Below are 12,937 nucleotides of genomic sequence, written 5' to 3'. Positions count from 1 at the left end.
CTACCCCACCGGCTCCGCGGGGTCGGTCACCAGCCCCGTGAAGTCCGCCTCGTTGCGTTCGGCCCGCGCCACGTACCAGCGGGCGATCAGCCACATCACCGGGTACGCCACCAGCCCGAGCGCCACCCACACCGGCGTGCCCGCCGCCGACCGGGGCATCAGGAAGCCCAGCGGGAGCAGCCCGAGCACCAGGACGAGCACGGCCACCGCGCCCAGTCCGGCGCGCAGCTGGCTGCGCATCAGGGCGCGTACGTAGGTGGCACCGAGGGTGGTCTGCTCGGAGATCTCCGAACGGGCCGGGGCGTGCGCGGGCGGCCTGCGGCGGGCGCCGCGCGGGACTCCGGTGACGATCTCCCGCCGGGGCGGGGGCTGCTGCTCGGCCATGGTGCCGGAGTCTACGCAGCGGCCCCGCTACTTGAGGAGGCGGGAGAGCCTGCGGTCGGCGAGCGGTTTGCCGCCGGTCTGGCAGGTGGGGCAGTACTGGAGCGAGGAGTCGGCGAACGACACCGAACGGACCGTGTCCCCGCACACCGGGCAGGGCTCCCCGTCCCGGCCGTGCACGCGCAGCCCGCTCTTCTTCTCGGCCTTCAGCTGCCCGGCCGCCAGGCCGTGGGCGCGTTCGACGGCGGTGCGCAGGGTTTCGCGCATCGCCTCGTACAGGTGGGTGACCTGCTCCTCGTCGAAGGAGGCGGCCAGCTTGAAGGGGGAGACGCGGGCGGCGTGCAGGATCTCGTCGCTGTACGCGTTCCCGATCCCGGCGATCACGCCCTGGTCGCGCAGGACGCCCTTGATCTGGCGCCGCTCGCCGGCGAGGAGGGCGGCGAAGGCGTCCCGGCCGAAGGCGTCGGCGAGCGGGTCGGGGCCGAGGCGGGCGATGCCGGGGACCTCCCGGGGGTCGCGGACGACGTACACCGCGAGGCCCTTTCGCGTACCCGCCTCGGTGAGGTCGAAGCCGGCGCCTCCTTCGAGGACGACGCGCAGGGCGAGCGGGCCCTTGCCGGGGCGCGGGGGCCGCTCGGGGAGGGGGTCCTGCCAGCGGAGCCAGCCGGCACGGGCGAGGTGGGTGACGAGGTGGAGGTCGCCGACACCGAGGTCGAGGAACTTGCCGTGGCGGGCGACGGGGCCGATGGGCCGCCCTTCCAGGGCGGTGAGCGGGGGGTCGTAGGTCTTGAGCACGCTGACGGCGAGCGGGAGGATCCGTTCGACCACCCGCCCCGCGAGGTGTTCGTCGAGGAACTCCCTGAGCGCCTCGACCTCCGGTAGCTCCGGCATCCTCTCAGCGTGCCGTGCCCGCCCGGAGCGCGCGACCCGGAGGACGGGCGGAGGGCGGGCAGGGGAACGGCCACCTCACACCACGAACTCGCACCACACGCACTTCCCGCTCCCCCTCGGCTCCACCCCCCATACGTCAGCCAGCCGGTCCACCAGCATCAGGCCCCTCCCCGACACCCCCGCCTCCCCCGCCTCGCGCCGGCGCGGCAGGGCGCTGGAGCGGTCCTCCACCTCCACCCTCAGCCGGCGCTGCGGCCCGCTCAGGACGCGGAGCGTCACGATCGCCGGGCCGTCCGTGTGCATCAGGGCGTTCACGATCAGCTCGTCCGCGACCAGTTCGATCTCGTCGGCCCTGCTCCGCGCCCCCCACGCCCGTACCGCCGCCCCGATCATGTGCCGGGCCGCCACGAGGGCCTCGGGGTCCCCGGGGGCCACGTGCTGCCGGAGCCGGCCGCCGTCGGCCCGGGCCGCGTCGTCGCCCTCACGGCGCAGCAGCAGGAGGGCCATGTCGTCGTCCCCGCCCCGCTCGTCGGACACCTCGCACAGCCGGTCGGCGAGCAGCTGGAGGTCCTGCGGGCCCTCGCGGACCAGTGCGGCCAGCGCCCGGATGCCGTCGTCGAGGTCGGCTCCGGGCTGCTCCACCAGCCCGTCGGTGCACAGCAGAAGCGTTTCCCCGTGGTCGAGTTCCACCGTCGTCACCGGGTACTCCAGCCGCCCGAACTCCGCCGACAGCCCCAGCGGCATCCCGCCCTCCACCGGCAGCCGCCGGCACTCCCCGTCGCGGGTGCGCAGCAGGGGGTCGATATGGCCGGCGCGGACCACCTGGAGGACCCCGGTGGAGAGGTCGGCCTCGACGTACGTGCAGGTCGCGAAGCGGTCGGTGTCCAATTCGTGGAGGAAGACCGAGGCGCGGGCCATCACCGTGCCCGGCGAGTGCCCCTCGGCGGCGTAGGCGCGCAGCACGATGCGCAGCTGTCCCATCACGGCCGCCGCGTGCGTGTCGTGGCCCTGGACGTCGCCGATGACGGCCCCGACCCGGCCGCCCGGCAGCGGGATGACGTCGTACCAGTCGCCGCCGATGTCCTGCCCCATCCGCGCCGAGCGGTAGCGGACGGCGATCAGGGCGCCGGGGACGGCCGGTATCCGGCGGGGCAGCATGGCCTGCTGGAGGCCTTCGGCGAGGTCGTGCTCCTGTTCCAGCAGCATCGCCCGCTGGAGGCTCTGCGCGATGCTGCTGCCCAGGGCGACCAGCAGGTTCCGTTCCTCCTGGGTGAAGCCCTCCTTGTCCTCGTAGAGCAGGCCGAGGGCGCCGATCGGGCGGGCCTGGGCGATGAGCGGCAGGTAGGCGGCGGCCGAGATCCGCATGTACGAGATCTTCGACCAGAGCGCCGGGTACCCCTCGGCGAACTCCTCCGCCGATTCCAGGAACCGGGGCTGGAGCGAGCGGACGACCTCGCTCATCGGGTACTCCTCGTCGACGCGCGTGTAGCGCGTCCCGGGGACGAAGCTGCCGGCCGGGCCTTCCGCCACCAGGTGGATCCGGCCCGCCTCGACCAGGCCCATCACCATGCCCATCGAGCCGAGCCGCTCCAGCCCGTGGGCGTCGCCGATGACGTCGATGACGTCCTTGACGGTGCGGGCGTGGGCGAGGGCGGCGGTGGTGGACTCGACGACGGAGGTCTGGCGGCGGCGCTCCTCGTCCAGGCCGAGGCGTTCGGCGGAGTGGCTGAGCTCCTCGGTGGCGTCGCGGACGATGCCGATGATCCGGTACGGGCGGCCGTCGCCGTCGCGCATGACGCGGCCCTGGATGTGTGTCCAGCGCGGGCGCCCGTCACGGCAGCGGATGCGGAAGTAGGCGCCGTAACTGTCGGAGCCGCTCTTGAGGGCGCTGGAGACGAGCGCGTCCAGCCGGGCCCACTCGGCCGGCGGGACGCGCCGGCCGAGCGACTCCGGCGTCCCGTCGTACTCTTCCGGGGGCGTGTCGAGGACGTCGAGGGCCGCCGTGTCCAGGTGCATGAGCCCGGTGACCAGGTCCCAGTCGAAACTGCCCATCCGGTTCAGTGACAGGGACCGGTCCGGGTGTGCGGGCCAGTCCTCCGGCAGCGATACGGTGCTCGGCACCGATCCACCATGACACAGGGCGGGGTCAGGCGCTCTCCAGGTAGGCGGGCTGGTCGGCGCCCTGGTCGGTGCCGTGCCGCTGGTCGGGGGAGGCGAACGGGTCGGAGGGCGCGGCCGGGCCCGTGGTCGGCACGTCCTCCGGGTCCGGGGTCAGCCCCGGTTCGGCGGGGACGGGCGCGAGGGGGGCCTCCGGGAAGGGGTCGGCGGGGGTGGCCGACGGGGGCAGGCCGGGGGTGGTGGCGCCGCCCGGGAGGTCTCCGGGCGAGCTGGCGGGCGGCTCCTGCGGGGCGGTCGGCCGGCCCGGGGTGGCGCTGCCGGTGCCCGTGCCCGTGCCGGTGTCGGACGGGCAGGGGGTGGGCGCGGGGCCCGTGGCGGAGGGCGGTCCCGGGTGGCCCTTGTCCCCCGGCCGGCCGGGCTCCGCGGGGACCGGGAGCTGTTCGTCCACGGGGGCGCCCGGAACGGGGAACCGCTCGTCCACGGGAGCGCCCGGGACGGGGAGCTGCTCGTCCACGGGAGCGCCCGGGACGGGGAACCGCTCGTCCACGGGAGCGCCCGGGACGGGGAACCGCTCGTCCGGGGGCGCGGCCGGGCCCGCCGCCGGGGCCCCCGGCGGGCCGGCGGCGGGGGGCGCGTCCAGGGGGGCGGTCTCGGCGCGCGCCCCCATGGGGGCCGCCTGCCCGGGTACGTCGAGGGGCGGGGCCGTCTCCGGCAGCTGCTGCCCTCCGGCGGCCGGGGGTACGTCCAGCGGCGGGGCCGTCTCCGGGAGGTCCGGCGGGACGGCCGCGGGGGGCTGGTCCGAGGGCGGGCCGGACGGCGGCGCGGAGGGGGTCGCGGGCGGAACGGTGCGGGACGGGCCGTGGGGGGCTGCGGTGGCGCAGGGTTCGGCGGGGTCGTCCGGCGGGGTCGCGGGAGCGTTGGGGATGCCGTCGGCCGGGTCGTAGGGGGGCGGCGACTTCGGCGCCTTGTCCTGGGCTCCGTCGTCACCGGCCTTCCGTTCGATCCAGGTGTTGTCCGCGACGTTCACGATCACCAGCCTCTTGATCGGCTGGATGGTGGGCTCGATGACGATGACCTGGTTGGGCCGGTAGCCGTTCCACTGGTCCCCCTTGAGCACCGGGCTCCCCTTGGCGGAGCGGGGCGCGGCCAGCGGGTTCCCGCAGCCGCAGCGGACCCTGGGCATGCCGTGGTCGTCGACGAGGACGGCCGTTCCGGCCTGGAGGACGGCCTGGTAGCCGTCGGCGCGGCCGTCACGGAAACCGTGGTTGGTGATCCGGGTGTCGGCCCGCAGGACGACGGGGGTCAGGCCCCGCAGGAACTCGGGGATCTTCTCCTGTTCGACGCCCGCGGCCTGGGCGAAGGCGCGGGCCTTGGCGTCGTCGGCGGTGAGGTGGGCCGCCTGGCGCTCGACGTCGCAGCTGCCGAGCCGGTTCGTTCCGCCGTACAGGCCGGGGGTGGCCGCGCCGACCGTGCGGATGCCCTGGCCGCTCTTGTTCGGCACCGGGGGCTGGACGGGGGCCGACTCGGCGGTGGCGGTGGAGGCGGTGAAGGGGTCGGGGCCGGCGGCGCCCACCGGCTGGAGGGTGAGTTCCTGGCTCTCGGCCGTCGCGCCCTTGGTCTGCTCGGGCTCCTGGGCGCCGCAGCCCGCGGCGATCAGACCGAGCAGCGCCAAGACGGCGGCTCCCGCCGGTACATGACGGCGCGGCGCCTGACGGGGTGTCGGTGCGGGCACGTCGTTCACGTCGTTCACGCTGGATCTCCCTTTCGCCCCGGTTGCTCCCCTCTTGTCTGACGCATCCTCACCCGGGCCGCAACCGGAGTTCCGGCAGATGCGCACCGAACGCGCATTGAACGTGTTCAAGAAAGAGCCTAAGGTGGCGATGTCGAACTTGAACACGTTCAAAGGAGTGGGCCGTGACCGTGCTCGTGAACCTGATCGTCGCCCTGGGCATGCTCTACGCCGTCCCCGCCGGCCTGCGCCTGATCGACCCGGCCGGACTCGGCACGGCGGCCCGGCTGTGGCCGTGGGCGGCGGTCCCGGGGGCGCTGGCTCCGTGGCTGCCGCGCGGGAGCGCGGCCACCGTGCTCGCCGCCGTGTACGCGGGCGCCGCCCTGGCCCTGCTGGGCGCGGCGGCGGCCCGGCTCCGCCGCCACCCGGGCGGCCGGTCCGGCGGCAGCCGCCTCCCCGGACCGTCCGAGGTGGCGGTGCTGACCGCCCTGGCCTCGCCCTCGGTCGCCGGGACCGCCCTGGTCGCCGAGCGGGCCGGCTACCGGCTCTTCGGCTTCGACCTGGACATCCTGGCCCTGACCGTCCCGCACTTCCATTTCGCCGGGTTCACGGCCGCCCTCGTCGCCGGCCTGGTGTGCCGTTCGGCGGCCACCGGACACCGGGCGCGCTGGGCCGCGTACAGCGTGCCGGCGGGGACCCTGCTCGTGCTGGCCGGGTACTTCGTGGACGACTGGGCCGAGCTGCTGGGCGCGGTCGTGCTGACCGGGGGCATGTGGACGGTGGCGCTGGTCACCTGGCGCGAGCTGCGGCCCGCCGCCCGCGACCGGGTGACGGGCGCGCTGCTGGCGGCCTCGGCGGTCGTGCTGGTGGCCACGATGCTGCTGGCCCTGTGGTGGGCGGCCGGGGAGGCCACCGGGATCGTCCACCCGACCCTGACCTGGATGGCGGCCACCCACGGCCTCGGCAACGCGCTCGGCTTCGCCCTGTGCTCGCTGCTGGCCTGGCGGCGGCTGGGCGACGGCCGGGCCCCGAGCCCCCGGCCGTCGTCCGCCCTCGCCTGACCCCTACCCCCGACCGCACCCGCCCGAACGGAGACCCCCGTGACCCGCCTCATCAGCACCGGCCGGCGCGTCCTCAGCTACCCCGAACACGGCGCCACCCTCCGGCGGCCGCTGCCCGACGGATACCGCCACCTGCACCACCGCACCCGCGTCGGGCACGGCCGGGAGGTCTTCGAGACGGCCGGCGAGGCGGTGCTCTCCTTCCGGACGCACCGGGCCGCCGGGGCGAGCGTCCGGGCGGACGGGCCGGCCGTCCCGGGGGCGCGGGTGGAGATCGGCCTCGGCCTCGGCCCGCTGCGGATCAGCGTGCCGTGCGAGGTGGTCGCCACCACGGACGCCCCCGGCCTGACCGGATTCACCTACGGGACCCTCACGGGGCACCCCGCGAGCGGGGAGGAGTCCTTCCTGGTGGAACTGGCCGCCGACGGCACCGTCTGGTTCGAGGTGACGGCCTTCAGCCGGCCCGCCGCCTGGTACACGCGCCTCGCGGGGCCGCTGCTGCCCGTCCTCCAGCGGGCCTTCGTCCGCAGTCTCGGCCGTCACCTGCGCACGCTGGCCGCCACCGCCTGATACTGGAGTCGATGGACTGGTTCACGGCACCCGGGTACTGGCTGGGCCGGCTGGTCTTCCAGCGGGCCCTGGCCGGCGTCTACCTCTTCGCCTTCACCGGGGCCGCCCTGCAGTTCCGGGCGCTGATCGGCGCCCACGGCATGCTGCCCGTCCCGCGCTACGTGCGGTACGTGCCCTTCCGGCACGCCCCGAGCCTGTTCCAACTGCGCTACTCCGACGGGCTCTTCGCCGGCTGCGCCTGGGCGGGCGCGGCCCTGGCGGCGGCCCTGGCCGCAGGGGCCGGGGACCTGGTGCCGCTGGGCGCGGCCATGGGGATGTGGGCGGTGCTGTGGCTGCTCTACCTGTCGATCGTCAACGTGGGGCAGACCTGGTACTCGTTCGGCTGGGAGTCGCTGCTGCTGGAGGTGGGGTTCCTCGCGGTCTTCCTGGGCAACGCCCGGGCGGGGCCGCCGGTGCTGGTGCTGTGGCTGCTGCGGTGGGTGCTGTTCCGGGTGGAGTTCGGCGCCGGCCTGATCAAGATGCGCGGGGACGCCTGCTGGCGGCAGCTGACCTGCCTCTACCACCACCACGAGACCCAGCCGATGCCGGGACCGCTGAGCTGGTTCTTCCACCACCTGCCCAGGCCCCTGCACCGGGTGGAGTGCGCCGCGAACCACGTCACGCAACTGGCGGTGCCGGTACTGCTGTTCACCCCCCAGCCGGTGGCCTCGTACGCGGCCTGGACCATGGTGGCCACCCAGCTGTGGCTGGTGTTCTCGGGGAACTTCGCCTGGCTGAACTGGCTGACGATCACACTGGCCCTGTCGGCCGTCGACTTCACCGGGATCGCCGGGCCGCCGCCCGCCGCGGCCTCGCGCGGGGCACCCCTGTGGTACGTCGTCCCGGTGTGCGGGCTGACCGTGCTGGTCCTGGTGCTGAGCCGGCACCCGGTGCTCAACATGGTCTCGCGCCGCCAGGTGATGAACCGCTCCTTCGACTCCCTTCACCTGGTCAACACCTACGGGGCCTTCGGCACGGTCGGCCGGATCCGCGACGAGGTCGTGGTCGAGGGGACCTCGGACCGCGTCCCCCGGGAGGACGGCGACTGGCGCGAGTACGGCTTCAAGGGCAAGCCTGGCGACCTGCGACGGCTCCCCCGCCAGTTCGCCCCCTACCACCTGCGGCTCGACTGGCTGATGTGGTTCGCCGCCCTCTCCCCCGGCTACGCCCGGGACTGGTTCGGGCCGTTCGTCGAGCGGCTGCTGGCGGGCGACCGGGACACGCTGCGGCTGCTGGCCCACAACCCGTTCCCGGACGCCCCGCCGCGCTTCGTGCGGGCCCGGCTGTACCGCTACCGGTTCACCACCTGGCGGGAGTTGCGCGAGACGGGCGCCTGGTGGCACCGCAGGCCGCTGCGGGAGTACCTGCCCCCGACCCGGCTCTCGCAGGCCTCATCCGCCGAGCCCGAGTAGCGCCGCCTCCCGCTCGGCGTCGAGTCCCTTGGCCGACCGGTCCGGGCGCATCGGCGCCGTGCCGCCGATCGACCGCAGCCAGCTCCAGGTGTCGGCGACCGTCTCCTCGACCGGGCGGCAGGTGAGCCCGGCGGAGAGGGCCTTGGTGACGTCCGCGCGGAACATGTGGTCGTGCAGCTCGCCCGGGGGCAGCCAGCAGGGCAGCTGGATCCAGGGCTCGACGCCCGCCTCCGCGATGCGCTCCGGGCCGGTCCAGCGGAGCTCGGCGGCGCCCCCGGTCACGGCCGCGCAGGCTTCGAGGAAGGAGCCCATGGTGGCGTGTCCGGACGGGGAGGCCACGTCGTAGGGGCCGCCGAGGCCGGCCTCGGCGGCGTCCAGGGTCCAGTGCGCGAGGTCGCGGACGTCGACGTACTGCATCGGCAGGTCGCGGGGGCCGGGGGCGAGGGTGGGGCCGCCGCGCGCGATGCGGTTCAGCCACCAGGGAAGCCGGCCGACGTTCTCGTACGGGCCGAGGATCAGACCGGCCCGTACGAGGAGGGCCCGGTCCCCGAAGGCGGCCACGGCGGCCAGCTCACCGCCGCGCTTGTCCTCGGGGTAGGCGGTCGCCTCGGCGTCGGGCGAGCCGTCGACCAGGGCCCCGTCCTCCGTCCGGCCGGCCGGCGCCGGGTAGGCGTAGACCGAGCAGCTGGAGACGTACGCGTACCGGCCGGCGCGGCCGGCCAGCAGGCGGGCCGTGTCGCGCACGGCGGTGGGGGCCGCGCTCCAGGTGTCGACGACGAGGTCCCAGGTGCCCTCGGCGAGGCCGGCCAGTCCCCCGGGCGCGGTGCGGTCCCCGTGCACGGAGCGGACGCCGGGCGGCGGGGCGTGCCGGCCGCGGTGGAAGGCGGTGACGTCCCAGCCCCGTTCCAGGGCGTCCTCGGTGATCGCGCGGCCGACGAATTCGGTTCCGCCCAGCATCAGCAGCTTCTTCATGCCGGCCAGCCTGCCCGGACGGGCAGGGACGGGGGAAGCCGTGATCGCTGTCGGCGATGACGCTGAGGGCTGATCGGGAACGGGAACCTCCGGCCGGGTCCGGCCGGTCGTGCCGCGCCCCCGTCACCGTGGGGTGCGGGGGCGCGGAGGCGTCGTGCGGGCCGTGGGCCGGTGGCTCTGGCGGGTCCGGCCCCGGCGGGCCGGGCCTAGTCGATGCCGGGCAGGATGTGCGGCTCCGCGAGGTCGTCCTCGTAGCCGGCCAGCCTGATGGGGGCGGACCGGGCCCAGACCTCGAGGCTGCCGAGTTCATCGGACCGGGTGTTCGCCCCCCGTCCCGTGGGCTCCATGGTCGGGTTGGGTTTGGTCGTCTCAGTCACCGCGCACTCCCTTGTGTCGCGTAACCCGGCAGGCTCGACCGCATGCCGGATAGGGAAATTAAAAGGTCTTCCGGACGCGGTGGCGCCTTGGTGGAGCGGAGCCCGGGTGGGGGTTCCTTGCGCCTCAGGGTACACATATGAGCGGGGCCCCGCTCGATGGAACGGTAAAATCCACTCTGGACCGCTTGTTTTCGCCGCGAGTTCAGGAGCTCGCCCCCCGGCGTGTCCGCCGGGGCTGATCTGCTCGGCGAAGGCGGCGGCGTGCGAGCGCGGACGACGGAGGGAACGGCGATGGCCAGGCCAGGGGTGCCCGCGATCGGCAGTGTCGACGAGCTGATGGAGCTGCTCCACGCCCGTCACGCCGGGCCGGACGCGCCCGGACGGGATCTCGGGCTGCGGACCGCGGCCCTGCTGCGCCGCTCACACCCGTACGACAAGGAACTCCAGGTGGCGGGGCTGCTCCACGGCCTGACGGAGGGCCCGGGGCTGCCGGGGACGGAGGCGGCCGGGGCGCTGCGCGCGCTGCTGGGCGACCGGGTGGCCGGGCTGCTGGCGGGGGGTGCGGGCGCCGCCGACGCGGAGGCCCTGCACCAGGCCGCGCAGGCGGGGCGGGCGCCGGGGCTGGACGCCGGGGTGGTGGAGGACTGGCGTCCGGTGCTCGAACTCGTCGCGGCGGGGGCCTATCAACTCTGACGCCGGGGTTGGTCCGAAAGGATGACGGGCCGGCCCCGTCCCCCTGCCGTGCGGGGAACGGGGCCGGCCCGTGGTGCGCCTACCAGTTGGCGGGCGCGTAGTCCTTGAGGAAGACTCCGTACAGGTCCTCGCCGGCCTCGCCGCGGACGACGGGGTCGTAGACCCGGGCCGCGCCGTCGACCAGGTCCAGCGGCGCGTGGAAGCCCTCCTCGGCCAGGCGCAGCTTGTCGAAGTGCGGGCGCTCGTCGGTGATCCAGCCGGTGTCGACCGAGGTCATCAGGATGCGGTCGGTCTGGAACATCTCCTGGCCGCTGGTCCGCGTCACCATGTTCATCGCGGCCTTGGCCGCGTTGGTGTTGGGGTGCCCCGCGCCCTTGTAGCCGCGGCTGAAGACTCCCTCCATCGCCGAGACGTTGACCACGTACGCACGCCCGCTGGACGCCTTGCGCGCGGCCTCGGCCATCGCCGGACGCAGGGCGCTGATCAGGATGAACGGCGAGGTGTAGTTGCACAGCTGGGTCTCGAGCAGCTCCACCGGGGTGATCTGGTCGATGGTCTGCACCCAGGTGTTGGACTCCACGACGTCCGGCAGCAGGCCGCCCGCGTCGATGGCGGTCCCGGCGAGGTGCCGCTCCAGGCTGGCGTTGCCCGCGACGAGGGCGAGGTCGGCGACCTTCTGCGCCTCCAGGCCGCTCACGCCGACGGGCAGCGCGGCCAGGCCGTCCACCGCGCCGGAGTTGAAGGCGCCGATGACGTGGTGGGCGGGGAGCTCACCGGCCGGCAGCGGGGCGCCCTCGCCCTCGACCAGCGCGGCGTAGGCGGTGGGCAGGCGGCGCACGGTCTGCGTCGCGTTGTTGATCAGGATGTCCAGCGGGCCGGCTGCGGCGACCTGCTCGGCGAGGGCCACGGACTGGGCGGGGTCGCGCAGGTCGATGCCGACGACCTCCAGCCGGTGGATCCACTCCGCCGAGTCCTCCATCGCCTTGAAGCGGCGGATGGCGTCCTTGGGGAAGCGGGTGGTGATCGTCGTGTGGGCACCGTCGCGCAGCAGCCGCAGCGCGATGTACATGCCGATCTTGGCGCGGCCGCCGGTGAGCAGCGCGCGCTTGCCGGAGAGGTCGGCGCGGGCCTCGCGCTTGGCGCGGTTCTCGGCGGCGCAGCCCGGGCAGAGCTGGTGGTAGAAGTAGTCGACCTCGACGTACCGCGTCTTGCAGACGTAGCAGGAGCGGGGGCGCTGGAGTATCCCGGCGATCCGGCCGGCCTCGGTGACCGAGGAGGGCAGGATGCCCTCGGTCTCGTCGTCGATGCGCTCGGCGGAGCCGGTCGCGGTCGCCTCGGTGACGGCCTTGTCGTTGGCCGTCTTGGCGGCGCGGCGCTCCTGGCGGCGGCGCTGCTTGACCGTCCGGTAGATGCCGGCGGTGGCGCGGCGTACGGTGATGGCGTCCGGGTGGTCGACGTCGATCTTGTCGAGCTCGTCGAGCACGCTGAGGCAGACGGCGAGGCGCTCGGGGTCGATGCCCGGCCCGTATGCCTGGTTGTCTTCGGTATCGGTCACCGTCATGGCCGCTGCCGTTCCTTGCTCGCTCGTCCGCGTCCGCCTGCTGCGGAAGTCCCCAAAACGGAAACTGTACGGAGCCGACACGCCCGGGACCAAACCCGTTCGCGTCACCCTCACCGACCGCGAGTGCGCTGTCACGGTATGGAGGGGATCACGCCCGTTCGTCCGCGCGGGTGCGGCTTGCGCGTACTCCCTCTGGTGTATGCCACGAGGATGACTCGGTCCCCGGTCAAAGGGCCCGTGGACGGATGAACGGCGGGTCCCGTTCGGGCATGGTGGACCCCATGAGTGCCCTGGCCCTGTCGGTTCTGCTCTGCCTGGTGTCGGCCGTCGCGTACGCGGGCGGCGCGATCGTCCAGGAACACGTCGCCGTGGACTCGGCGGACGGCCGCGCCCTGGCTCCGCTGCGGCGCCCGGGCTGGTGGGCGGCGGTCGCGCTGAACGGTGCGGGCGCGCTGCTGCACGTGGTGGCCCTGGCGTACGGGCCGCTGAGCCTGGTCCAGCCGCTCGGGGCGCTGACCATCGTCTTCGCGCTCCCGATGGCGGCCGTGTGCGTGGGGCGCCGGGCGGGGACGGCGGCCTGGCGCGGGGCGGTGCTGGCGACGGTGGGCCTGGCCGGGCTGCTGGCCCTGACGGGCGGGGAGGGGCGAGGCCGGCAGGCCCTGGCGGGCGATGAGCGGAGCCTGCTGCTGACCGTGACGGCGGTGGCGGTGGCGGCACTGGCGCTGGCGGCGGGCCGGATGCGGCGGGCGGTGGTGCGCAGCGTGCTGCTGGCCGCGGCGGCGGGGACGGCCTTCGGGATGGCCTCGGTGTTCACGAAGTCGGTGGCCGAGGGCTTCGCCCCCGGCGGCCCGGACGTGCTGGGCGGGACGGGGTCGGGCCTCGCGGCGATCGCGGTGCTGGCGGCGTTCGGGCTGCTGCTGTCCCAGGCGGCCTACCGGGGGGCGGGGCTGACGGCGCCGCTGGCCACGGTGACGGTGGTGAACCCGGTGGTGGCCGCCGCCGTGGGGGTCACCCTGTTCGACGAGGGCTTCCGCCGGGGCACCGCCGGGGCCGTGGCGGCGCTGGCGAGCGGCGCGCTGGCGGCGGCCGGCCTGGTGCTGCTCTCGGCCGTGCCGCCGCGTGTGCGGGGGTCG

At 74.9% G+C, this 12,937-nt stretch carries 11 protein-coding genes and 1 pseudogene; 5 read left to right on the top strand and 7 right to left on the bottom strand.

All coding sequences use genetic code 11. The features are described from left to right. The 4 genes from ABT403_RS02310 to ABT403_RS02295 all read right to left on the bottom strand — a co-directional run bounded on the left by ABT403_RS02310 (position 1) and on the right by ABT403_RS02295 (position 5,140). Positions 1–384, bottom strand: a complete 384-nt coding sequence (locus ABT403_RS02310; RefSeq protein WP_344157080.1) for a hypothetical protein — start codon at positions 382–384, stop codon at positions 1–3. Positions 385–411: 27 nt separating this feature from the next. Further along, the gene (locus tag ABT403_RS02305; RefSeq protein WP_344157077.1) at positions 412–1,272 is read right to left on the bottom strand and encodes an Fpg/Nei family DNA glycosylase; all 861 of its coding nucleotides are present in this window, start codon (positions 1,270–1,272) and stop codon (positions 412–414) included. A 75-nt stretch (positions 1,273–1,347) separates the two neighbouring features. Then, positions 1,348–3,411 (bottom strand): SpoIIE family protein phosphatase, encoded by a 2,064-nt coding sequence (locus tag ABT403_RS02300; protein WP_344158904.1) that lies wholly within the window; start codon positions 3,409–3,411, stop codon positions 1,348–1,350. A gap of 7 nt (positions 3,412–3,418) precedes the next feature. Beyond that, on the bottom strand, positions 3,419–5,140 hold the full coding sequence (locus ABT403_RS02295; protein WP_344157074.1) for a DUF6777 domain-containing protein: 1,722 nt from the start codon (positions 5,138–5,140) through the stop codon (positions 3,419–3,421). A gap of 164 nt (positions 5,141–5,304) precedes the next feature. Between ABT403_RS02295 and ABT403_RS02290 the strand changes: the two genes are divergently transcribed. From ABT403_RS02290 to ABT403_RS02280, 3 genes are read left to right on the top strand one after another with little or no spacing between them, the layout of a single operon-like run. After that, a complete protein-coding gene (locus tag ABT403_RS02290; protein ID WP_344157071.1) occupies positions 5,305–6,180 on the top strand; it encodes a YndJ family protein in 876 nt (291 codons plus the stop codon). A 39-nt stretch (positions 6,181–6,219) separates the two neighbouring features. Beyond that, positions 6,220–6,750: a DUF1990 domain-containing protein gene (locus ABT403_RS02285; protein ID WP_344157068.1), complete on the top strand. Its 531-nt coding sequence runs from the start codon at positions 6,220–6,222 to the stop codon at positions 6,748–6,750. An 11-nt stretch (positions 6,751–6,761) separates the two neighbouring features. Continuing rightward, positions 6,762–8,201, top strand: a complete 1,440-nt coding sequence (locus ABT403_RS02280) for a lipase maturation factor family protein (protein ID WP_344157065.1) — start codon at positions 6,762–6,764, stop codon at positions 8,199–8,201. Here the strand turns inward: ABT403_RS02280 and ABT403_RS02275 are convergent. Both ABT403_RS02275 and ABT403_RS02270 read right to left on the bottom strand, forming a co-directional pair. Next, a complete protein-coding gene (locus ABT403_RS02275; RefSeq protein WP_344157062.1) occupies positions 8,181–9,173 on the bottom strand; it encodes an NAD-dependent epimerase/dehydratase family protein in 993 nt (330 codons plus the stop codon). The genes ABT403_RS02280 and ABT403_RS02275 overlap by 21 nt on opposite strands. A gap of 206 nt (positions 9,174–9,379) precedes the next feature. Beyond that, on the bottom strand, positions 9,380–9,550 hold the full coding sequence (locus tag ABT403_RS02270) for a hypothetical protein (RefSeq protein WP_344159010.1): 171 nt from the start codon (positions 9,548–9,550) through the stop codon (positions 9,380–9,382). Positions 9,551–9,841: 291 nt separating this feature from the next. On the opposite strand from ABT403_RS02270, the gene ABT403_RS02265 reads away from it, so the two are divergent. Next, positions 9,842–10,243: a hypothetical protein gene (locus tag ABT403_RS02265; protein ID WP_344157059.1), complete on the top strand. Its 402-nt coding sequence runs from the start codon at positions 9,842–9,844 to the stop codon at positions 10,241–10,243. 79 nt (positions 10,244–10,322) lie between these two features. Here ABT403_RS02265 and ABT403_RS02260 read toward each other — a convergent pair whose 3' ends face one another. After that, complete coding sequence (locus tag ABT403_RS02260) at positions 10,323–11,804, bottom strand: SDR family NAD(P)-dependent oxidoreductase (protein ID WP_344157056.1); 1,482 nt, start codon at positions 11,802–11,804, stop codon at positions 10,323–10,325. Between the two features lie 281 nt (positions 11,805–12,085). Between ABT403_RS02260 and ABT403_RS02255 the strand changes: the two are divergent. Then, positions 12,086–12,910, top strand: a pseudogene (locus ABT403_RS02255) (DMT family transporter); the annotation flags it as partial. Positions 12,911–12,937 lie beyond the last annotated feature (27 nt).

Origin of the sequence: Streptomyces sp. NPDC000075 (assembly GCF_040301925.1) — a bacterium.
Classification (GTDB): domain Bacteria; phylum Actinomycetota; class Actinomycetes; order Streptomycetales; family Streptomycetaceae; genus Streptomyces; species Streptomyces polychromogenes.
The sequence above is the reverse complement of the archived record's forward strand: the minus strand, read 5'-3'. Positions and strand labels throughout refer to the sequence as shown.